Origin of the sequence: Amycolatopsis saalfeldensis, from assembly GCF_900110575.1 — a bacterium.
Classification (GTDB): Bacteria; Actinomycetota; Actinomycetes; order Mycobacteriales; family Pseudonocardiaceae; genus Amycolatopsis; species Amycolatopsis saalfeldensis.
The window spans coordinates 1-21,947 of record NZ_FOEF01000011.1; the positions used below are offsets into that span (position 1 = coordinate 1).

Genomic DNA, 21,947 nt, shown 5'->3' on the forward strand with positions numbered 1-21,947 from the left:
CCTCGCCGTCATCGAATGGCAAGCCGAACGCATCCTCACCTTCCACCGCAGTAAGCGGTTCACCCACTTCGACAACCTCGACACCCTTCGGGACTGGGCAGACTTCTACATCGCCTACGACCGCGCCTGCCAAGAAGGCTGCACCCTCGGCTCACTCGCCAGCGAAATCATCAAAACCGACCTCAACGTCCGCACACAACTCACCACCGCGTTCACACAATGGCGAGACATCTTCCGCGACGGACTCGAACGAATGCAGAACCTCGGCCACATCAACACCCAAGCGGAACCCACCCAACTCGCCCACCTCCTGCTCGCCGCCTTCCAAGGCGGCATGCTCCTCGCCCAAGTCACCCACAACATCACCCCACTGCGAGACGCCCTCCACACAGCCATCGACCACGTCGAGACCTTCGCGCTGCCGAACGGCCAAGCTGCGACGAGCCGGTAACGTTCACCGATCTCGGCGATATATCCCGTTATGTGACGACTAAGGGTAATTTCAGAACTCGCGGCCTCGTGGCCTCCTCCGTCGCCGTGCTCGCTGCGGTGACTGTGCTGACCGGGGTCCTCGGCCCGGCGGTGGCTAGTGCCGCGCCGGGCGAGAACCCGGCCGCTGTGGCGCAGACGCCGGATGAGCTGCGCACCAATGCCGCCGCTGTGGTCGGGCTCGCGATCACGCCGGAACTGCTGCGGCTGAGCGAAAACGCCTTCGTTTACGAGATCTACCAGGCCGCGGTGCGGCAGGGCGACGTGGCGCGGGAGGTCCAGTACGAGGCGAGTGACGCCTACCTCAACGGGAGGACGTCGTACTTCCTCGCGACCGGGATCTACGAGGCGCACCAGCGGGATCTGGACCGTGAAGCGCTGTACCAGGCCCGGCGTGCGGAGCGGCAGCCCGCCGCCACGCTGCTCGGTTTCGAGCTGACGTCGGTACTGCTCGGCCAGGAGGACAAGGACTTCGTCTTCTCGTTGTGGGAGCGGGCCGCCAAGGGGTCGTTCGTGAAGGCCGCCGCGGGCGCCGTTTACAGCGGAACGCCGGCGGAGCAGGAGGACTTCATCGTTCGCGGGATCTTCGTCGAGTACCAGCGCGACGTGGACGCGGCGAAGGAAGCGGCCGAGAAGGAAGCCGCGGAGAAGAAGCTTCGTGACGCGCGGGTGAAGGCGGGCGCCGTCGTCGGCATGGACCCGGCATTGGCCGCGCAGCTGACGGACAAGGACTTCGTGGAGGCCATCTGGTTCCGCGACCTGGCCCCTCGCGATTCCGAGGTGTACTACCAGGCGTACGCGAGCCGGACGCCGGAGCAGCAGCGAGCGTTCATCGACACCGGCATCTTCGAGGCCGCGGCCAAGGACAAGGTCGACGCCATCAAGATCCGCGCCGCGGCCGTCGTCGGCATCGACGCCGGGTACGCCCGGTACCTCCAGGAAGGCCCGCTGGTCCGCGAAATCTGGACCAGGTCGACGGCCGGCACCCAGGTCCAGGCCGCCGCCTATCGCGCCATGCAGAGCGAATCCCCCGCCGAGTGGCGGGCCTTCCTGGAGACCGGCATCTTCACCGCGGCGGCCGCGGACCAGCACTGAGGCAGCCGGGCTGCTACCGCAGCACCTCGTTCACCCGGGCGAGGTCGGCGCCGGTGAGACCGAGCAACGGCCGCGGGAGATTCGGCGCGGACACCAGGCCCTCGCGTTCGGCGATCGCGGCGACCACGCGCAAGCTGCCGTAACGGGCGAACAACGTCCAGACCGCGGCCAGCTCGTCGGAAAGGCGGCGGGCTTCGTCGGCGTCGCCCCGTTTCGCGGCGCGCGCCAGGGCGAGGCACGGTTCGGGCCACACCCCGGCGAGCACGCTGTACCAGAGGTCGGCGCCGGCGAGCAGCCCGCCGGCCGCGGCGGCGTCCCCGCTGACCCCGATCGCGACCGTGTCCGGGATGAGCCGGCGCAGGCGGTCCACGCGCTCGCGCGCCGCGGCCGGGTCCGCGGGGGTCGGCGGGATCTTGATCGAGGCCACGTTCGGGAGCGCGGCGATCCGGCCGTGGAGTTCGTCGCTGAACGAGAAGTGCGTGGTGCCGGGATTGTCGTAAACGCAGAGTGGGACCGAGAGCTCCGCGGTCACGTCGGCGTAGAGCTGGTGCACCTCGTCGTCGGTGAGCGGTTGGTACGACATGGGCGGGAGGAGTACCGCGCTCGCGCCGGCGTTTTGGGCGTTCTCGGCGTGGCGTAACACTTCCACGGTGCGCAGCGCGCCGATGCCGATGATCACCGGGGTGCCGTCGGCGGCCTGGACCGCCAGCTCCGCGACCCGCCGGCGTTCGGCGGTGGTGAGATACGCGTAGCTGCCGGTTGACCCGAGTGCGCCGATCGAGTCCACATCGGACTGATGCAGCCGCGCGACGAGTCCCGTGAAAGCAGCCTCGTCGATCCGCTGCTCGGTCATCGGGGTGAGCGGGAAGGCGCTGAGCCCGGTGAACAGGCCGGTCATCCGTGGTCCAGCCCGAGGGCGACCATGCGGGCCGCGGTCTCCCGCTCCGGGCCGGTGCCCTGCGCCAGCCCGCGGATGACCCCGGAGCGGTCGGCGTCGCTGCGGTTCTGGTTCAGCTTCGCCTTCGCCACCACGCGGGTGATCGACAGCTGGATCCCGACGATCCCCTTGAGCTGCGACGCGATGAACCGGTCCGGGGCGTGGGAGACCTGCCACGGGGCCGGACGGCCGCTCTCGTGGTTGTCGGTCAGCCGGGTGACGTGCTCGCGCAGCCAGTCGCGGTCGTCGTGCGCGTGCAGCCGGCCGTGGACGTAGAGGGCTTCGTAGTTCCAGGTCGGGACGGCCTTCTGGGTCTCCTGTTTGCTCGGGTAGTAGGACGGTGTCACGTACGCGTCCACGCCCGGGATGATCACCACCGAGTCGGCCTCGGCGGTATAGCGCCACTGCGGATTCGGCCGCGCCAGATGGCCGACGAGTGAGTGGCTCTCGGCGTCGTAGAGCAGCGGCATCGAGGTCACCTCCAGCGAGCCGTCCGGGGCGGGGGTGACCAGGTGGCCGAATCCGCCCTTGCTCAGCAGGGCCGCGGTGTCCTCTTCGGACACCTCGAACTGCTTGGGCAGGTGCATGGCTTCTCCCTCGGATTTTTGTCACGTGACAAACACCGTACGCGCCGAAGCCGGTTCTGTCACGTGCCATACTGGGCCGGTGACGAACCAGGCCGCGGAGCGCGCACCGATCAGCGGGACCACGGCGGGAGAGATCTCCGAGAGCGTGCGCAACCTGGTCGGCACCGGCCGGCTGCGGCCGGGTGACGCGGTCCCGCCGATCCGCGAGCTGGCCACGGAACTCGGAGTGCACCGCAACACCGTGGCCGCGGCCTACCGGATGCTCGTCGCCGCCGGCGTGGCCGAAACCCGGGGCCGCCGCGGCACGGTCGTCGCCTCACTCCCCCGGCTGGACGGCGAGGCGGCCGCGAACACCGAGCTGGTCGACCTCTCCAGCGGCAACCCCGACCCGGCGCTGCTGCCGGACATCGCGGCCGCGCTGGCCAAGCTCGACTACCACCCGCAGATGTACGGGAGCCTGGCCGTCGAGCCCCGCCTGGCCGCGTGGGCCCGCACGACGTTCACGCCGGAGGTCGACGCGCCGTTCGAGGTGTCCGTGACCCACGGCGCGGTCGATGCCGTCGAACGGCTGCTCGTCGCGCACCTCACCCGGGGCGACCTCGTCGCGCTGGAGGACCCGTGTTTTTACGCCAGCTCGGGCACCGTGCGGCTCAACGGTTTCCGCGCCGCGCCCGTGCCGGTGGACGCCGAGGGTCTGGACCCGCGCACCCTGCGGTCCACATTGGACGCCGGAGCCCGCGCCGTGGTCATCACGCCGCGGGTGCACAGCCCCACCGGCGTCAGCCTCACCGCCGAGCGCGCGCGGGAGATCCGTTCGGTGCTGGCGAAATACCCGCACGTGCTGGTGATCGAGGACGACCACTTCTCCGCGATCTCCCGTCACCCCTACCACCGGGCGACGCCGGACGCGGCGGGACGGTGGGCGCTGGTGCGGTCGGTGGCCAAGTTCCTCGGCCCGGACCTGCGCGTCGCCGTCGTGGCGTCCGATCAGGACACGAGCGAGCGGCTCGGGACCCGGCTGCGCCCCGGCGCGACCTGGGTGAGCCGGCTGCTGCAACAGCTCGTCGTCGAGCTGCTCGAATCCGACGCGGCGGCCGAGCAGTTCGACCGGGCCCGCCGTGCGTACGCCGAGCGCGTGGACACACTCCGCGACGAGCTGGCGGCGGAAGGCGTGGAAACCCCTTTTCCCACCGACGGCTTCAACGTCTGGGTCCCGACGCCGCGGGGTTCGGCCGCCCCGGTGGCCGCGCTGCGCGAGGCCGGCTGGTCGGTTCGGGACGGTGGCATGTTCCTGGCCCCGGCGAGCACGGCGTCGCCGGGAATTCGCATCACCGCGGCGAGACTGGCCCGGCCGCAGGCGCGCGAATTCGCTCAACGGCTGGGCGCGGTGCTGCGCTCGACGTCCGGCTGAGCCCGGGCTTTGCCGTCAAGGTAACGAAATCGCCCCGGTGACGCGCGCCGGTTCGGTACGCTGCCCGCATGCCTGCTTACACCTACCTCATTCAGGTGCTCCCCCGGGGAGGCGGCAGCTGGGCCACGCTGCGGGAGCCCCGCACCGGCGCGCCGCTGAGTGGCACCTTCGGCGTGCTGGAGGCGGCCGAAGACGGCCTTCCGGAGGCGGCGATGGCCGCCATGGCGGGCTTCCGGAGCATGGGCCTCAAACTCAGGATCGCTTTCTGGGCGGGTAGCAGGATAAACGAACGCCTCTACAGCAACGAAATCTCGTGCATGGTGCACAGCGACGGCTCCGTCGTGACCGCGGAGGAGATCCAGCAAGAGGCACGGAATCAAGCCGAAGGAAAACCCCGGGTCCGGCCGGATTGCCCGCATGCGCCACACGACGCCGCGTGCGGGCATGCCGGATCGTGTGGGCAGGCGCATCGGGGCGCTGAATGCGAAGCAGTCCGACCGGCCTGCCCGGCTTGTTTCCAGGAAGTGCGCCCGACGGCGATTCCCGCTCTCGTCGAGGAGATCCGTCGCACCGGAGACCTGGTCCTGCGGTGCTCGTCGTGTGAAGCGCTGGCCTTCGAATTCGACACCGATCTGGTGTGCGGCACCTGTCACTGGCTGGTGCCGGGCGTCAACGAGGAGCTGGAAGACCAGTACTTCGCCAACGGCGGGGAGTTCGAACCGCCGCCTGGTTCCTGCCCCGGTTGCAGCGGGCAGATGCCCGGCCTCGATCGGGCGTTCTCCCTCGATTGCCCCAAATGCGGATGCAATGTGTTCCTGACGCTGGACAAAGCCACTCCCGGCGGCACGATCACCACGATGTGCCCCGACTCCGCCTGCGGCGAGTTCATCAGCCTGCCGGCGACCATCTGGTGCCAGGAATGCGGGCAGAACCTGCGTTCACCGGAGGTGGTCAGGAAACTGACGCTGGCGGCGAACGCACTGCGGTTGCCCGATTCGGTCGATTCCCGTGAAAGCGAGGACGTCCGGCTCGCCCGACGGCTGGCCAACGCGGCGGAATCGCTGAACCGGCGTTATTCGCACCTCACCCAGGAGCAGAAGAACCTCCTGCTGGACAGGGGTTTCCTGGACTCCCTGATCTCCTCGCCCAGCCCGCTGGCGGACTGGGTTCGGGACGCCGTCGAAATGCGGGCGATCGGCCACGAGCGCTACCGCGAGGGCGGCATGCGCGCACTGCGGGAAACGCATCAGCGGATCATGGAACTGGGGCTGGACCACCGGGTCGCGGCCCGGACGGTCGAACAGTACTGGGGCGGCATCGGCGACTGGATGAGCTGACCGGCTCAGCCGGGGAAGTCCTTTTTCCGCAGTTGAGCGGAGATCTCTTCGCCGATCCTCGTCGTCAGACGGTCCGGGCACGGCACCTTCAGCTGCTCGGCCAGCGCCGGGCCGTACAGGTCGCAGGCCGACTCCACCAGTTCGCACAGGTTCGCGGTCGCCTGCCGGGCCCTCAGGACGCCGATCGCCGCGAGGCAGAGCGCGATGAGCAGCGCCGGGCCCCAGAAAAGCCCGGCTAAACCGTAGAGAATCGCCCAGGCGACCGTGACACTCGATTTCTGGTAGGCGGTCTGCGCGACGGCGAAATCGTTTCTCGCCGATTCCGGCGCGACCAGCCACAGCCTCGGCCAGACGACGGTCAGATCCAGGCCGTACGCCCGGTGGATCCGGAGCCCGGCGGCGAACCAGCGATCCGCGATCCAGGTCGGCCGCTCCGGCGGCTCGAGGCCGATCGAGTCTCGCCGGGCCATCGCGTCGCGGTACTCCGGCCCGGCCGTAGTGGCCGAATCCTCGACCGAGTTCAGCACGTCGATCCGGTGTCGCACGGCCTTGCGGTCGGCTGCGTTCCACCTGCGGGCGCGCCACTGCCGAAGCCAGTTGACCGGAACCCGCTTGCCCGGCCACGACCAGACGCGCCGCACCGCGGTCGCCAAGCCGACGGCGGTCAGCGCGGCGACCGCGCTACCGAAGAGGGCCCCCGCCACCAGCAGCAGGGCCTGCCCGGCCGAACGCGGGCCGGCCAGCTCCCGCACCAGGGACTCCGCCGCCCCGAGGTCAAGCGCGTGCGCCCAGCCCAGCCGAACGGCCAGCACCGCGCAGCACAGCCACAGCAGACCGGGGACCAGCAGGTTCGCCAGCCACCGGTCGACGATCTTGACGCTGAGCTGCTCGAGGAAGCCGGTCACCGGCTGTCCACCGAAATCCAGGTCAGCGCGTCGCCGGTGACCGCGCACCGGGGGGAGCCGGCCAGCTCCACGCGCCCGCAGCGGTGTGGCAGCGGGCAGCGCCAGCCGGTGACCGCCCGGACTACCGGCGCCGAGCCGTTCGGCAGCGGCCGGAACTCGCGCGTCGGGTCCGTGACCCCGTCCAGATCGGCTTCTCCGGCGGCTTCTTCGATCGCGTCGAGCAGCGTCGTCAGCTCGCGCGGTGAACCGGCGCGGATCGCGTCGGCCAATTCCGCCCAGCCGCGGCCGGGGAATCCCCCGCGTTCGATTTCGGCTCGCAGTTCGTCATCCGACTCGAGGCTCGCGCAAAGCCGGCCGACACGGCGCAGCTGGGGCGTAAGATCCGGCATGCCGTGATCCTCGCACGATTCTGGGACTGATGGACGAAACCGAAGAGACGCTGCGGACGCGCGTCATGTACCTCCGGTGGCAGCTCGAGGGCATGGCCCAGGCCCATCCGGATCGGGCGGAACGGCTGGCCGAGCTGGCCACGGCGTTGCTGCGGTTGTTCACGCGGACAGGGGAAATCACGGCGTTGCGCGAAGCCGTCGCGACCTGCCGGGCCGCGATCGCGCTCACTGCCGAGGATCACGGCCGTTACGTGGGGGAACTCCGGCTGCTCCTGCAGCGGCTGTTCGAGACGACCACGGATCTCGACCCGCGAAGTCTCGAGCAGGCGCTGCGCTGGTCGCGTCCCCTGCCGGGCGAGCCGGCCGCCGGCGAGGACGCTGCTGCCGGGCTGGCCGAATTGGCGGCCGCCCTGCGAAGGGAATTCGAACAAACAGACGACCTGCCCACGTTGCGCGACGCGGTCGCCACCGCCCGGCGAGTCGTCGCGGCGGTCCGGCCGGACGATCCACGCCGCGATTCGTACCGGGCCGATCTCGCGTCGCTCCTGTGGCTTCTGTCCGGGCGTGACGGTGAGCCGGCGGCGCTGGACGAAGCCGTGGGCATCATGCGGGAGCCGGCGGAGGAGCGAGACGATCGGCTGCATCTGCTGTCCCTTGTCCTGAAACGGAAATACGAGCTGACGGGGGATGTTCGGGCGCTGCGGGAGGCGGTCGAAGTCGCTCGTTCCGCCGTCGCGTCAGGCGCGCGGGACAAGGCGAACTTGGCCGACGCGCTGAGGATGCTGTCGGAAAGGACGAGCGATCTGGCGATGGCGCGTGAGGCAGTGAGCCTCGCGCGGGCGGCCGTGGAAGAGGTTCGGGACACCGATCCGGAATGGGCGGAGATCCAGTCCGTGCTGGCCGGCTCGATGACGAATCTGGCCGGGCGGACCGGCGATGACCGGACGATCGGCGAGGCCGTCCGAGAGGCGGGGAGAGCGGTGACCGCGACCTCGGCGTTCCATCCGGACTACCTCGCGCGGCTGAACGTCCTGCACCGCGCGTTGACCGTTCAGTACGAGAAGTCGGCGGAGCCCGCGCTGCTGGACCGGATCGTGGCGGTCGCCCGCGATCTGGCCGGGACCGCGCCCGCGGACCACCCGGACCGGGGCCGGTACCTGTCGTATCTGAGCGGTGCCTTGCGCGAGGTCTTCCTGAGCGAGCGCGAAAACAGAGTCGAAGACCTGCGGGAGTCGGTCGAGTTCGCGAGACAGGCCGTGGCGAGCACCCCGCCGAATCACCCCGACCGCGCCGTCATCCTGTTCGGCTTCGGCGACGTGCTCAGCCTGTTTTACGCTCGGACCCGGGACAACGCCGCGCTGCGCGATTACACCCGGGTGAATTCCGCGCTGGCGAAGATGGCCGGCACGTCCGCGGGCCGGCGCATCGCGGCGGCCCAGCGAGCCGCGAGTGCGGATCTTCGGCTCGGCCGGGTCCGGCACGCGGTGGAGATGGTCGGGCTCGCCACGGAATTGCTGCCACAGCTGGGTTTCCGGGACGTGGACCGCGCCGATCGGGAGCACCGGGTCAGTGCCGCGCACCGGCTGCCCGCGACCGCCGCCGCGGTCGCCATCGCGGCCGGCCGTCCGGGATACGCGGTCGAACTGCTCGAGCAGACGCGCGGGATCGTGTTCTCCGGGACCTTGGACACGCGCGAGGACGCTGCCGAACTGAAGCGCGTCGCGCCCGGCCTCCTGCGTGAGTTCGAGGAACTGCGCGACCGGATCAACGACGCCGATCACGAGATCGCGGCGGCCTCGTTCGGCGAGCATTCGCGCGAACTCGCCACGCGACGCGAGGCACTCAGCCGGCAGTGGGACGGGCTTCTGGAACGGATCCGTCAGCACCGCAGCCTGGCCGGTTTCCAGCGGCCGACGCCGATCACCGAGCTCTGCCGGCACGCAAGCAGCGGCCCCATCGTCTCGGTGGTGGCCGACGAGTCACGCGCGTTCGCCTTGATCGTCCGGGACGATCCCGCGGACCCGGTTCACGTCGAGAAGCTTCCCGAAGCGGTCACGAGGGATTCCGTCCTCGAACAGGCGGAAGCCTTTCGCCGGGCGCGTTGTGTCGCGCTCGATCTGGACCAGCCCTCGCGCGCGCGGCGCGAAGCTCAACCGAGAATGCTCGAAGTCCTCGCCTGGATCTGGGAAAACATCACCGAGCCCGTGCTGCGGCGTCTCGGCCGCACCGAACCGCCGGCCCCGGGCGAGCCCTGGCCCCGGGTGTGGTGGTGCCCGGTCGGCGTGGTCACCCTGCTCCCCCTCCACGCCGCGGGCCGCCACGGTTCGGCCGAGCGCGCCGCTTCGCTGCTCGATCGGGTCGTGAGTTCCTATACGCCCAGCATTCGCGCGCTGGCCTACGCCCGCCGGGCCGGCCCGGAAGCGACCTCCGCGCTGGTCGTCAGCGTGCCGGAGGCGCCGAAGAGCCCGCCGCTCGCCGGGGCGGCCGAGGAAGTCGATCTCGTCCGCGAGTTCATCCCCACGGCGACGATCCGGCCGGCCGCCGACGCTCCGGTGCGCCGCGACACCGTGGTCGAGTTGTTGCGCGAGCACGGGATCGTCCATTTCGCCTGTCACGGCTACGCCGACCTGAACAACCCGTCCGCCAGCCGGCTGCTGCTGCCGGACCACACCACCGACCCGTTGACACTGCACGCCATCACCCGCCTGAAGCTGGACGGTGCCCGATTGGCGTATCTGTCCGCCTGCAGCACAACCGAGACGAACCAGGAACAAGCGGACGAGGCCACGCATCTGACCGCGGCCTTCCAGCTGGCCGGCTATCGCAACGTCGTCGGCACGCTCTGGCCCATCAACGATCAGGCGGCGCTGAAAGCGGCCCGGGCGTTCTACGAGGCGCTGACCTCAGCCGGCGCCGGGCCACCCGATCCGGACCGCGCGGCGCTGGCGTTGCACCACGCGGTGCGCACGATGCGAGCCTGGAAACCCGCGCTGCCCAGCCGTTGGGCGGCCTATCTCCATTCGGGCGCCTGAGCGGTACCGCCTTTCGGGTTGTGCTCACGGAATCGTTCGGTGGCGTGGTCGTGCCCACGAACGGTATCCTCCGGCGATGGGCTTTTTCAGGCGGACCGCGCGGAATACCCCAGTCGCCAAGCAAACCGCGGCGCCGGTGAAACCGCCCAGCCCGGCGACTCCCGCCACGCCGAGGCCGACGCCGGACGGGCGCTCGGTCACCTTCTCCGACAACGCGGCGATGGAGTCCTGGAAGCAGAAAGTGGCCGAGTTCGGGCTCACGGTCGGTGGGGTGGAATTCAACGGGCAGGCCAGCTACCTGACGCTGAACGGGCCCGATGCCGAGCGCGCGAAGGAATTCCTGCAGGGCGAATTCGTCGACCGCGAGCTGTACTACGTCGTGGTGGAAACCCCGGACGGGGTTTGGGGCGTCGACATCGAGGGGCTTTATCTGGAAAACCTGCGTCCCTGGCAGCTGGAGACCGATTCCGCGGATTGCGGGGTGCCCGCGGGCTCCATCGCCGGCCCGACGAGCGCGGTCCAGTCGGCCATGCGGGGCAGCCACAACAACTTCCTGGTCTGGGTGGGCTGCGGACGCTGCGAGCACCGGTGGATCGACGGAGTGCGCTACCAGGACAAGACCCTGGCCCGCTGCCCGAAATGCCGGGCGCGGAATCTGGTCGATTCTTCGAATATCACCATGTACGTGGTCGAGGATTCACCCCAGGCCACCAGTCCACTGTCCACCAGCGGCAGCGGCAGCGGCAGCGAGGACCATTCGGCGGATGAAGAGCGGCGGGCAGAGGTCTCGGCTCGCTTCGCCTCGCTGATGGACGCCAACCAGCGGCACTTCGGCGGCCTCACCGACGAGCAGAAGGCGCTGGCGACCGACTGGCGGCAACTCGACGCGATCATCGCCGGCGCGGTGACCGGCTGGGAATCCCCGCCGGACTGGCTCGCCCGCGTCCTCGAAATCCGGAAGATCGGCCATCAGCTCAATCGCGAGGGCGGCGTCCGGCTGATGACGGAAACGATCGCGCAGGCCGAGCGGGTGAGCGAGTTCCGGTTGATCGAGGCCACCATCCCCCTGTTCTGGCAGGGCATCGGCGACTGGAAGGGCTGAGGTCCGCGGTTTGGCCCGCTTCCCGCACCCCACCTCCGTGGTCCGGCTGGCGGGCGCCAGCACCGAGGAGGTGCTCGGCGCGCTGAACGGGCATGCGGTTCAGCTGACGGCCCGCGACGCGACCGACGACGAGATCGCCTCCCTGCGGGAATGCGCCGAAAAGCTGGCGGTGATCGACAACACCGACCGCACGATCGAGGATCTCAGAACGTTCATGCGGCGGGTCGTCGGAGGCCTGCACGCGGAGCGGCTCGCCGTCGTCGAAGGCATCGAAAGTCGCTCGGCGGAGCGAGCGGCCGAGGCTGTCGACGCGCTCTCCGCGCGTACAGCCGAACTGGTCCGGTCGACGTCGCGAGCGAAGACGCTTCTGCGTTCGGACCCCGGCTACGCGCATCTGCTGATCGAAATGCTCAACGCCCGGCTCGGCTCGGTCGCGGGCTGAACGCAAGGGAGGACAAACGTGACCCGGGTTCAGCTCGAACAAGGCGTCCTCGAAGGCAATCAGGAAGACGGTGTGTTCCGTTTCGCCGGCCTGCCTTATGCCGCGCCGCCCGTCGGCGACCTGAGGTGGGCCGCGCCTCGGCCGCCGGCTGCCTGGGCCGGCGTCCGCGACGCTACGAACTTCGGCAACGCGGCGATCCAGACCGCGAACGATCCCCGCGCGGAACTCGGGGCGCCGCAGAGCGAAGACTGTCTCTACCTCAACGTCTGGTCCACGAGCCTGGATCCGAGGGCCCGCCGGCCGGTCATGGTGTGGATCCACGGCGGTGGCTTCCTCGGCGGGGCCGGGTCCATGATGGACTACCACGGCGCGGCCCTTGCCCGGCGCGGCGTCACCTCGGTGTCGTTCAACTACCGGCTCGGCGCGTTCGGCTTCCTGGACCATCCGCGAGCGGGCGGGAACTTCGCCGTCCAGGACTGGGTCGCGGCACTGAACTGGGTGGCTCGCAACATCCTCGCGTTCGGCGGGGACCCGGACAACGTCACGGTCTTCGGTCAGTCCGCGGGCGCGACCGCGGGCCGGACCCTGCTCGCCACCCCCTCCGCGCAAGGGCTGTTCCACCGCGTCATCCTGCAAAGCGCGGGCTTCGAACCGGCAGCGGCCCTGCCGGACACCGCCCGTGAACGGCTCACCGAGGCCAGCGCCCGGTTGTCCGAGCTGCTGGGCGGCGGCGACCTCGAGCGCCTCCGGCAGGCGCCGGTGGAGCAGGTTCGCCAGGCGTCGTTCCAGCTGTCGGGCACGATTCCCTCGCCTGGTCAGGTGCACACGCCGGCGAACCTGGTCTGGTGCCCGGCCGAGGACGGCGCCGTCGTGGGCACGGACCTCTCCTGCTGGCCGGCGGACATCCCGGTGCTGTTCGGCCACACCGCGGACGAGGCCCGCTACTTCATCACGCCCACCGGCCCCTTCGGCGCGCCACCGGGAACGGTGGACCCGGCCCAGCTCTACACACCCGCGACGCTGGCCAGGATGGCCACTGTCCTAAGTGGACAGAGCGCCGAGCGGATCGTGGGCTCACTGACCGGCAGCCCGTATGAGCAGCTGGCGGAACTGTTCACCACCGCCATCTGGACCGAACCGGCGCTGGCCTCCTACCGGCGGTTCGCCGAGCTGGGCCGCCGCGCCTACGCCTACCGTTTCCGGCGCGTCTCCCCCGGCAACCGCCGGACGGGCAAGCTCGCGTTCCACTGCTCGGAGATCCCCTACGTGTTCGGCCGGCTCGCCCCGGCCGAGGCCTACGACGAGGTGGATGCCCAGGTGAGCGACACCGTCGCCCACGCTTGGACGGAGTTCGCCCGCACCGGCGTGCCGAGCAGCCCCGACGGTGCCCGGTGGCCGGCCGCCACCACGGCAGCACCCCAGGTGACGGTTGTCGACGACCGGGCCCGGACCGGTCCGCTGGACGTCAGCCCGGTGACCGAACTGATCAACTCCCTCCGGTGACCGGGCGCTCGACGGTGGCGCCCGCCGAGCACCGTTCCCTGGCGGAATGAACAAGATGGTCGGCCACGACCAAAAGCGCACCGAGGCCGAGCAGCGCCTGCTGGTCGGCGTCCTGCTCGACGCGCAGCCCCGCGGCTGAGCAACCGCCGGTCCTCAGCCGCCCAGCGGACCCGTGAACTGCGTGTCCGAGGTGACCTGGAGAGTGCAGACAGCGGCGGCTTTCCCGGCGGCCCAGGCCGCCGAGTCCGGGTAGAACACGGCGAGCTCGGCCGCGACCGGCGGGGTGTAATTCGCCCCGAACCTGGCCGCGCGCTTCGCCTCGCACCCGCTCTTCGCCTGCGGTTCGAGGGTGTCCTCACCCGGGTACTCGCCCTTGAGGTAGCCCTTCAGCGGCACGGTGTCGAAGACCTCGCCGTCGTGCGGGGCGGTGCAGGCGACCTTCGTCGCGTCCTCGCCGTAGCCCGGGGGCGTGTTGTAACACTCTCCGACCTTGAGTCCCACGATCGTGGGAGTCGTCCCGGTCGTCTTGGCCTTGTCGGCGATGTAGATGACGCCGATGGCCAGCCCGCCCGCCCACACCAGGCTGAGCACGATGCCGGTGATGGCCAGGCCGCGTCCCGACTGCCCGGTCCGGCCGATCTGGACCAGCGCGACGATCCCCAGGATCAGGCCGAGGATCAGCGAGAAGCCGCAGATCCCGAGAATGCCGAGGATCAGCGACGCGACCGCGAGCCCGTTCCGGCCGGTCGGCTGGACCGGGGCCTGAGCGCCGGGCATCCACTGCGGCGGGTTCGGCGGGTGCGGGTTGGACACGGTTCCCCCTGCGAGTCGGCGTCGAGCGGTCGCCATTATGGACAAGTCAGGGGGAAAGTGTCACATCCGGTCGGGTCATAAGGCACAATGAGGCACCATTACGGCAGGTTGAGCACCGGAGGGGCCGTGCAGGGGCAGAACGTGGTGTTGGCCGGGCGGACGACCGAGATGTGGGAGCGGCTCTTCCAGCCGGTCGAGCGGTGGGGCTGGGAGTTCGTCAAGCCCGTGCCGGCGACGGTCAGCCCGGAGGCGAACAACCCGCCCATCGCGGAGCAGGTGTACGCGCCGCGGGACTACCAGCTGCGGGAGAAGCGCAGCAAACGGGCCTGGATCGGGCTGATCGGCTATCTCGTGCTGGCCTTCGTGGTCGCCGTGATGGTCGCCGGGATGGCGGAGTCGGTCGCCAAGCAGGTCCCCATGGCCGTGGAGCTGTCCGGCGACATCATCCTGGGCCTCGGCGTGGTGCTGGCGATCTGGAACCTCGTCCGCACGCGGCGCCGGTTCAGCGTGATGAAACGCGACTACACCGCCCGGTACAACACCGCCGTCGAACGCTACAACCAGGCGTACACGTCGTGGCAGCAGCGCGTCGCCGAGCACGACCGGCGTGAGGCGCAGCGGGTGGCCGAGGCGATGCGCTGGTACCCGGTGCAGCTCACCACGCGCCCGGCCCGGGTCGACGTCTTCGGCGGCACCGAGGACGGCTGGGCGAGCTTGATCGTGACCATCGGCTCGCCGCTGCTCGCCGCCGGCTCCTCGGTGTTCCTGCTGGACTTCACCGACCTCGCGGTGGGCGACAACCTCGCCGTCGCGGCCGCGGCCAAGGGCCACGGCGTCGCCGTCCAGGAGCTGCCCCGCGACCTCGCGGAGCTCGGCATCATCGCCGACCTCGACGCGACGGAGCTGGCCGAGGTGGTCGCCGAGACCATGCACACGATGAACCGCACGCAGTTCGGCGCCGACCTGCGCGGCCTGCACACCGACCTGCTCACCGCCGTCGGCGAGCGGCTGAGCGGCCCGCCCACCTTCGCCAAGCTCGTCGCCGGGCTGCAGGTGTTCCGCCGGGTCTACGACGCGGCCTCGGACGAGACCCTCTCGGCCGAGGAGGTGCGCAAGCTCAACTCCTATGTGGACACCGTCGGCAGCACGGACCAGACGCAAAACGAGCTTCAGGCGCTCGAAGGCGAGCTGCGCGGCCTGGCCAGGGCGGAGCGCTCGTCGGAGAAGCAGACGACGGCGGGCTTCCGGGCGTTGTGGCCCGTGCGCGGGTTCTCCGTGGTCGCGACCCGGGCCAGGACCGGCCGGCACCGCCGGTTCGTCGAGCACCTCGTCTTCCACCGCACGCTGCAGGAGCTGCACACCCGCGAAGCGACCGGCCGCGAGACGCTGATCATCGCCGGCGCCGATCAGATCGGGCTGGAATCGCTCGAAGCCATGGCACGCCAGGCGCGCCGGGCGGGGGTCCGGCTCGTCTACCTGGTCCAGCACCTGCGTGATGACATGCAGAAGCTGCTCGGCGCCGCGGGCACCGTCACGCTGCTGATGCAGATCGGCAACGGCGACGAGGCCGCGAACGCCGCGGAGTTCATCGGCCGCGGGTACAAGTTCGAGCTGTCGCAGCTCACCCTCCAGGTCGGGCGGACGCTGACCCACGGCACGTCGTCGAGCGAGGGCGGGTCCGCGGGCTTCCAGCAGTCCCGTGGCTACACCTACGGCGGCTCGTCCGGGAGCTCGACGGGGCCCAACGGCGGGAGTTCGAACTCGGGCAGCTCGTGGAGCACCACCAACACCACGACCCAGAGCCGGGAGCGGAACTGGTCGAACACGGTCTCCGAATCCGAGGCCGACTCCCAGAACCGCGGCATGACCGCGGCCCGGGTGTACGAGTTCGAGATCGAGCCGACCGCCTTGCAGGGGCTCGCGCCCACGGCGTTCGTCATGGTCGAGAACGGGCTTTCGGGCCGGCGAGTGGTGACCGGCGACTGCAATCCGGGCACCGTGCTGCTCGACCGGGTCGCCGAACGCCCGCGCCTCGGCTGAGGCGCCCGCCGTGCTGGAGGGGTTCGCGTTCCACGACCTGCTGGCCGTCCCGCGCGGCGACGACCTCGCGGCCGGCGCCGACCGGCCCGACGAAACCGGCGGGCGCTCGCCGGCCCAGCTGTTCGCCGCGCTCACCGCCGCGCACGCCGACCTGCGGTTCCGCGGTCCGGACGCGGCGTTCGCCGTGGCCTGGGAGCGCCCGGCCGGCCGCCGCTCGCTGCGGGTCCTGGTCGGTGGCCGGCCACACTCGCCGGTCGCGCGCGCGACCTCGGACGGGATGGTCCCGGTGCTGTACCCGCCGGGCGGGCTCGGCCGGGCGGCGGACACCGCGGAGATCGCGGCCCGGTGGGCGGCGCTGCCGTCCTGGACGCGCTGCACCGGCGGCTCTGATCCACTGTGGACACCGCAGTCGGCCGAGGAGGCACCGGGCCGGGGCGGGTTCGACGACTACGTCGCCCACATGCCCGGCGCGTTCGCCTGGCTGGTCGTGGCCGAGCCCGTGGCCGGCGACGCGATCGACCGCGAGCTGCTCGGGCTGGAAACCACGATGCCCCGGCTGCGTCAGCGGGAGAACTCGGAGCCGGACCGGATCGCCTTGCTGCGCGCGGAAGGCCGTTACCGGGAGCTGTCACGCGCGCAGCCGGCCGGCTTGTGGACGGTGCACGTCCTGGTCGGCGGCCCGGACGAGGCTGCGACGCGCGCGGCGGCGGCGTTGCTGTGCAGCGCCAGCGATCTCGACGCCCTGCCGTACGTGCTGACACCGGGCGCCGACTGCGCCGGGTTCGCCGCCGTGTGGGACAAGCCCGTCGAGAACGGTGCGCTGAGTTCGCCGTTCCGGGCGACCGGCGAACTGGTCGCGGCCATCGCCCGGCCGCCGCGCCGGGAGCTGCCGGGGATCCGGATGACCGAGCCGCCGCTGTTCGACGTCACGCCGGAATTCGACGGCGACATCCCCCTGGGCACGGTGCTCGACGACGCCGATCAGCCGGTCGGGGAGTTCGGCGTCGCGCTGGACACGCTCAACCGGCACACCTTCGTCGCCGGGGCCACCGGCTCGGGCAAGTCCCAGACCGTGCGGCACCTCCTGGAAGGACTGCACCACGCCGGGGTGCCGTGGCTGGTGATCGAACCGGCGAAGGCCGAGTACGCCGCGATGGCCGGGCGGCTCGGCCCGGACGGCCCGGTGACCGTGATCCGGCCGGGCGACCCCACGGCGTACCCCGCGGGGCTGAACCCGCTGGAGCCCGCCGCCGGTTTCCCGTTGCAGACGCATCTGGATCTCGTCCGCGCGCTGTTCCTGGCCGCCTTTGACGCCGACGAGCCGTTTCCGCAGGTCCTGGCCCAGGCGTTGACCCGCTGCTACACCGAGCAGGGCTGGGACCCGGTGACCGGGCAGGTGCGCGGGCGGGCCGGCCCGGTGAAGTACCCGAGTCTCGGCGACCTCCAGGCGAGCGCGATCGAGGTGGTGAAGGGCATCGGCTACGGCAAGGAGGTCTCCGACAACGTCCGCGGTTTCGTCGACGTCCGGATCGGCTCGCTGCGGCTCGGCACCCCCGGCCGGTTCTTCGAGGGCGGGCACCCGCTGGACGTCGCGGAGCTGTTGCGCGGCAACGTCGTGCTGGAGATCGAGGACATCGGGTCCGACGCCGACAAGGCGTTTTTCATCGGCGCGGTGCTGATCCGGCTGTTCGAGCACCTGCGCGTCCACCATCAGCCCGGCTCGCGCGGGCTGAAGCACGTGCTGGTGCTGGAGGAGGCGCACCGGCTCCTGAAGCGCGCCGAGCCGGGCAGCCCGGCCGAGCACGCGGTGGAGCTGTTCACGTCGATGCTGGCGGAGATCCGCGCGTACGGCGAGGGAATCATTGTCGCCGAACAGATTCCCGGCAAAATCGTGCCGGACGTCATCAAGAACACCGCGTGCAAGATCCTGCACCGGCTGCCCGCCGAAGACGACCGGCTCGCCGTCGGCGCCACGATGAACCTGAGCGAGGCGCAGTCGCGACACGTCGTGACGCTGCCGCCGGGCCGGGCCGCGGTGTTCACCGATGGCATGGACCGGCCGTTGCGGCTCCTGATGCCGTTGAACGAAGGTGCCGAGGATGCTGCCTCGGTCTCGAAGGCGCCGGCCGTGGTGGCGCGGCGAAGTGTCGCTTGTGGACCGTTGTGCGGCGCTTCGCCCTGCACGCTGGGGCAGCTGAGTGAGGCCGTCCACCGTGCCGATGAGAACCCTCGGCTGGTGCTGTGGCTGGAATTGCTGACGGTCGCCCACATCACCGGCCGCCGGGCGCCCGATCCGGACCCGGCGTGGATCTCCTCGCTTCGTCGTGCTTTTGAAGACCAGACGTTGGAATGTGCGGTGGCGCACCGTATCCAGGCGGCTGTTGACGCACGGTACGCGGGCATCGCCGAGTACAACGCGCCTGGGGAGTTCATCGCGCATCTGGCCGCGAGCGCGTGGCGGACGCTCCGAGGGGAACCGCATGGTTGTGACGTCCCCGAAGTCCGTTGGCAGGCAGGCACTTACCGCTGGTTCGACGTCAAACGCGCGTTGAAGACCCCCGGCGACGGACCGCATCCCGACACCGCCGCGTGGGCCGAGCGCGGGTTGATCCTGGACGGGCACACGCGGGCCGAGCAGCTGGTCGAGCTGGCCGACCGTCCGGACTACTGGCGCGACGACAACGCGACGGTGCTGGGCACGGCTCGTCCGGCGTTGATCGAGGTCGCCGTCCGGAAGCTCAGTGGGACAAGGGATCCCGGCACGCAGCTGCCGCGCGATCCCGGCGCCCGTCTGATGCACGCCGCCCGTTTCCTCAACCTGCCGAACAAGTGGGCGGTCGCGGTCCTGAAAGTGGGGAAATCGTGAACGAAACCGGCGATCTCGAATCCCCGGCCGGTGACGGCTCCTCGGACGAGGTCGACCACGCCCCGGGCCCGCAGGAAGCCGAGGACGAGCCCGCCTCGGGTGAGGAACATGCGGCCCGGCAGGAAGTCCGGGCTGGGCTGATCGGCGAGACAGCGAGCACCGTCGGGGGCGACGTGGTCGGCGCCGTCATGCCGGCCGTGCTGGATGCCTACAAGAACCGGGAGCACCTCAAGATCCAGGGCGAGGCCCTGTTCGAGAGGGTGAAGCGGAAGCTGGGCGGGAAGAGCGGCGAATGAGCGAGACGAACGACGGACCGACGGAAAGCGACGAGCCGGAAACCCCCGAGGACGACAGCCGGAGCGACGAGCCGGAGCCTTCGGATGGCGACGGCCCCCAGGAAGCGGACGACGAAGACGACTCCCCGGACGACGGCGATGCTCCGCCGGCGTCGGATCAGCCGTCGGACGAGGCCCCACCCGGCGACGGCCCCCAGGAGGCGGACGACGAGTCCGGAGATCAAGGTGACGATCGGCCGGATGACGAGGCTTCGGCCGAGGGCCCGCGCGAAGCGGACGACAAGCCCCCGGACGAGGACCGGCCCGAGGCCGACGATTCCGCGGAGGACACTGAGGACACTGGGGACCGCGCCGAGGCTGACGATCGAGCCGACGACGCCGATGCTCCCGCCGACGAAGGCGAGGCCGCCGACGATCGGGCCGACGAAGAGGATCGTGCGGATACCGAGACCGACGACAATGATCGCGCCGAGGCTGACGATCAGCCCGACGAAGAGGACGCAGCGCAAGACGAAGCCGACACCGAAGCCGAGGACGCCGACCGACAGGCCGACGAGGACGACCGCGCCGACGCCGAAGCCGAGGACGCTGATCGAGCCGAGGCCGAGGACCGCGAGACCGACGACGCACAGGACGACGCCGACCGCCGCTCCGACGACGAGCAAGCCGACGACGCTGAGCGAGCCGAAGACGCCGAAGCTGACGACGCCGACGAACGAGCCAACGACGCCGAGCGAACTGACGACGCCGACGATGCTGAGGCTGACGACGCCGACGAACGAGGCGAGGAGAACGCGGATCCGGACGACCCGAACAACCCGCCGCCCCCGGACAACCCACCGCCACCAGACGATCCGCCGCCGCCAGAGGACCCACCGCCACCGGATGACACGGAGAGCGATCGGAAACCGCCCGAGGATGAGGGGCTTGAGCGGGAGTTGAGGCCGCGGGGCCGGATGTGGGAGGGCTCCTGGAACTCCGCGGAGGCGCAGCCCCGCATTGAGCAGCTCGCCGCGCAGCAGGAAGCCATCGTCATCGTGTCGACGGCCGGGGGGACCGAGTCGGCGGTGCGGACGCAACCGGCCGAGCAGCTGCGGGCCGGGTCCGGAGGCACCCAGTCAGCCGAGCATCAACGAACCAGCACCGACCAAGCCCGGCCCGAGCAAACCCAACCAGCCGAACAACAGCGAACCAGCACCGAGCAAACCCAGCCCGAGCAACGCCAACCGGCCGAACAACAGCGGACCCGGCTCGAGCAGACCCAACCGGCCGATCAGCAGGGGGCCAGGCCCGAACGCACCCAACCGGCCGATCAGCAGCGGGCCAGGCCGGAACAGACCCAGCCGGCCGAGCAGCGGCAGGCCCAAGCGGTGGCCGAGCGGCGACCCGGCAACGAAGGCGCCGGGCGGCAGCCGACCGAAACGGTCGCCCAAGGCAGGCAACCCGACGAAGCCGGGCAGCGGGAGGCCCCCGGTCCGTTTGACGGGGGGTTCAGCTCCAGGACCGGGGAACTCAGCCTGGACCGGGACGCGCCGAACGAGAGCAACGTGCCACAACGTGAACACGACGCCGGGGACGTGACCGTCGGGCCCTGGAACACCGACATGGACGCATACCAGGACTACGCCAAGAACGAGAAGACCGGCGACTGGGAACCCGCCCGGCCGGAGACCGACCTGGAGAGCGAGAAACGCAACGAGAAGGCGCTCGAAACGTTCAAGGGTGAGGAGACCGGCGGGGAGATCCTCGCCAAGGATGGTCAGGATCTCGTCGAGGCCGGGATGAAGCACGTTGAGGCCGCGGAGGCCAGAAACGAGCACAAGGAACAGCAGCAGCACCCGACCGAGCAGACGAAGACCAGTCAGGAACAGCCACGCTACGAGCCGGCCGACTCCCAGCTGCCGTCCACTCCGGAGATGGTGGGCTCCCTGGCCATGACCGTGGTGGCGGTGGCGGCCTTGGTGAGGCAGTGGATCGCCGAGCGGCGCGGGTGATCGGGGCCGGCGCGGCGGGGAAGCCGCCGGCAGCACGAGAGAAGCTCTGCGGATGAGCGGATCGGCTTGATGGCCGCGTCGGCGGTCCGTGCGTTCGCGAGATAATCACGGCCATGGTGACGACATGCTGCCAGGCTCGGCCCGGTCCAGCAGGGCGCGCGAGGCCCGGTCCGGCGCGGCGCAGCGCGCAAGGCCGGGGCCGGCGCGGCGCGCGAGGCCGACTCCGGCACAGCGCGCAAGGCTGGATCCGAGGCGGCGCGCAAGGCCCGGTCCGGCACAGCGCGCGAGGCCGACTCCGGCACAGCGCGCAAGGCTGGATCCGAGGCGGCGCGCAAGGCCCGGTCCGGCACAGCGCGCGAGGCCGACTCCGGCACAGCGCGCAAGGCTGGATCCGAGGCGGCGCGCAAGGCCCGGTCCGGCACAGCGCGCGAGGCCGACTCCGGCACAGCGCGCAAGGCTGGATCCGAGGCGGCGCGCGAGGCCCGGTCCGGCACAGCGCGCGAGGCCGACTCCGGCACAGCGCGCAAGGCTGGATCCGAGGCGGCGCGCGAGGCCCGGTCCGGCGCAGCGAGCGAGGCCCGGCGCGGCTCGGCGCGAGAGGCCGGCTCCGGCGCGGCGCGCGAGCGGTCGCGGGTGGTGTCTCGGCGGTGCTGGGCTTGTGCCTGCTGGCCGGCTGCTCGGACAGCCCACCGGATCCGCCGACAGCGCC

Annotated in this window: 17 protein-coding genes; 12 read left to right on the forward strand and 5 right to left on the reverse strand. The window is 70.8% G+C overall.

Annotated elements, in window-relative coordinates:
- On the forward strand, window positions 1–451 hold a 451-nt coding region (locus tag BMY97_RS23770), incomplete at its 5' end, for an LmrA/YxaF family transcription factor (protein ID WP_143086270.1).
- Between the two features lie 68 nt (window positions 452–519).
- A complete protein-coding gene (locus tag BMY97_RS23775) occupies window positions 520–1,584 on the forward strand; it encodes an ALF repeat-containing protein (RefSeq protein WP_091619882.1) in 1,065 nt (354 codons plus the stop codon).
- Between the two features lie 13 nt (window positions 1,585–1,597).
- Here the strand turns inward: BMY97_RS23775 and BMY97_RS23780 are convergent, their stop codons facing one another.
- Together BMY97_RS23780 and BMY97_RS23785 are read right to left on the reverse strand one after the other, a co-directional pair.
- Entirely contained in the window at window positions 1,598–2,482 is an 885-nt protein-coding gene (locus BMY97_RS23780; RefSeq protein ID WP_245787460.1) for a dihydrodipicolinate synthase family protein, read from the reverse strand.
- Entirely contained in the window at window positions 2,479–3,108 is a 630-nt protein-coding gene (locus BMY97_RS23785; protein ID WP_091619885.1) for an FMN-binding negative transcriptional regulator, read from the reverse strand. Before BMY97_RS23785 ends, BMY97_RS23780 begins: the two co-directional genes overlap by 4 nt.
- A 79-nt stretch (window positions 3,109–3,187) precedes the next feature.
- Here BMY97_RS23785 and BMY97_RS23790 point away from each other — a divergent pair, with 79 nt between their 5' ends.
- Entirely contained in the window at window positions 3,188–4,519 is a 1,332-nt protein-coding gene (locus tag BMY97_RS23790) for an aminotransferase class I/II-fold pyridoxal phosphate-dependent enzyme (protein ID WP_091619887.1), read from the forward strand.
- 68 nt (window positions 4,520–4,587) lie between these two features.
- Complete coding sequence (locus BMY97_RS46115; RefSeq protein ID WP_143086271.1) at window positions 4,588–5,856, forward strand: hypothetical protein; 1,269 nt, start codon at window positions 4,588–4,590, stop codon at window positions 5,854–5,856.
- Window positions 5,857–5,861: 5 nt separating this feature from the next.
- On the opposite strand, the gene BMY97_RS23800 is transcribed toward BMY97_RS46115, so the two are convergent.
- Together BMY97_RS23800 and BMY97_RS23805 are read right to left on the reverse strand one after the other, a co-directional pair.
- Entirely contained in the window at window positions 5,862–6,761 is a 900-nt protein-coding gene (locus BMY97_RS23800; protein WP_091619892.1) for a hypothetical protein, read from the reverse strand.
- Complete coding sequence (locus BMY97_RS23805; RefSeq protein WP_091619895.1) at window positions 6,758–7,150, reverse strand: hypothetical protein; 393 nt, start codon at window positions 7,148–7,150, stop codon at window positions 6,758–6,760. The genes BMY97_RS23800 and BMY97_RS23805 overlap by 4 nt, the downstream gene beginning before the upstream one ends.
- A 29-nt stretch (window positions 7,151–7,179) precedes the next feature.
- Between BMY97_RS23805 and BMY97_RS23810 the strand changes: the two genes are divergently transcribed.
- From BMY97_RS23810 to BMY97_RS23825, 4 genes are all read left to right on the forward strand, one after another.
- The gene (locus BMY97_RS23810) at window positions 7,180–10,182 is read left to right on the forward strand and encodes a CHAT domain-containing protein (protein WP_091619898.1); all 3,003 of its coding nucleotides are present in this window, start codon (window positions 7,180–7,182) and stop codon (window positions 10,180–10,182) included.
- Between the two features lie 241 nt (window positions 10,183–10,423).
- Window positions 10,424–11,284, forward strand: a complete 861-nt coding sequence (locus tag BMY97_RS23815; protein WP_143086272.1) for a hypothetical protein — start codon at window positions 10,424–10,426, stop codon at window positions 11,282–11,284.
- Between the two features lie 10 nt (window positions 11,285–11,294).
- The gene (locus tag BMY97_RS23820; RefSeq protein ID WP_091619905.1) at window positions 11,295–11,726 is read left to right on the forward strand and encodes a hypothetical protein; all 432 of its coding nucleotides are present in this window, start codon (window positions 11,295–11,297) and stop codon (window positions 11,724–11,726) included.
- 18 nt (window positions 11,727–11,744) lie between these two features.
- Window positions 11,745–13,229, forward strand: a complete 1,485-nt coding sequence (locus BMY97_RS23825) for a carboxylesterase/lipase family protein (RefSeq protein ID WP_091619907.1) — start codon at window positions 11,745–11,747, stop codon at window positions 13,227–13,229.
- 153 nt (window positions 13,230–13,382) lie between these two features.
- Here the strand turns inward: BMY97_RS23825 and BMY97_RS23830 are convergent, their stop codons facing one another.
- On the reverse strand, window positions 13,383–14,042 hold the full coding sequence (locus tag BMY97_RS23830; protein ID WP_177231521.1) for a DUF4190 domain-containing protein: 660 nt from the start codon (window positions 14,040–14,042) through the stop codon (window positions 13,383–13,385).
- Between the two features lie 108 nt (window positions 14,043–14,150).
- Between BMY97_RS23830 and BMY97_RS23835 the strand changes: the two genes are divergently transcribed.
- From BMY97_RS23835 to BMY97_RS46120, 4 genes are read left to right on the forward strand one after another with little or no spacing between them, the layout of a single operon-like run.
- The gene (locus tag BMY97_RS23835) at window positions 14,151–16,082 is read left to right on the forward strand and encodes a hypothetical protein (RefSeq protein WP_143086273.1); all 1,932 of its coding nucleotides are present in this window, start codon (window positions 14,151–14,153) and stop codon (window positions 16,080–16,082) included.
- 10 nt (window positions 16,083–16,092) lie between these two features.
- Window positions 16,093–18,948, forward strand: a complete 2,856-nt coding sequence (locus tag BMY97_RS23840) for an ATP-binding protein (RefSeq protein ID WP_091619915.1) — start codon at window positions 16,093–16,095, stop codon at window positions 18,946–18,948.
- Complete coding sequence (locus BMY97_RS23845) at window positions 18,945–19,244, forward strand: hypothetical protein (RefSeq protein WP_091619918.1); 300 nt, start codon at window positions 18,945–18,947, stop codon at window positions 19,242–19,244. Before BMY97_RS23840 ends, BMY97_RS23845 begins: the two co-directional genes overlap by 4 nt.
- The gene (locus tag BMY97_RS46120) at window positions 19,241–21,238 is read left to right on the forward strand and encodes a hypothetical protein (RefSeq protein ID WP_143086274.1); all 1,998 of its coding nucleotides are present in this window, start codon (window positions 19,241–19,243) and stop codon (window positions 21,236–21,238) included. Before BMY97_RS23845 ends, BMY97_RS46120 begins: the two co-directional genes overlap by 4 nt.
- Window positions 21,239–21,947: the final 709 nt, after the last annotated feature.

Bases quoted from the DNA above. Each gene is read 5' to 3' on its own strand.
- BMY97_RS46115 (WP_143086271.1), top strand. From the start codon at position 4,588: ATGCCTGCTTACACCTACCTCATTCAGGTGCTCCCCCGGGGAGGCGGC.
- BMY97_RS23805 (WP_091619895.1), bottom strand. From the start codon at position 7,150: ATGCCGGATCTTACGCCCCAGCTGCGCCGTGTCGGCCGGCTTTGCGCG.
- BMY97_RS46120 (WP_143086274.1), top strand. From the start codon at position 19,241: ATGAGCGAGACGAACGACGGACCGACGGAAAGCGACGAGCCGGAAACC.
- BMY97_RS23780 (WP_245787460.1), bottom strand. From the start codon at position 2,482: ATGACCGGCCTGTTCACCGGGCTCAGCGCCTTCCCGCTCACCCCGATG.
- BMY97_RS23785 (WP_091619885.1), bottom strand. From the start codon at position 3,108: ATGCACCTGCCCAAGCAGTTCGAGGTGTCCGAAGAGGACACCGCGGCC.
- BMY97_RS23810 (WP_091619898.1), top strand. From the start codon at position 7,180: ATGGACGAAACCGAAGAGACGCTGCGGACGCGCGTCATGTACCTCCGG.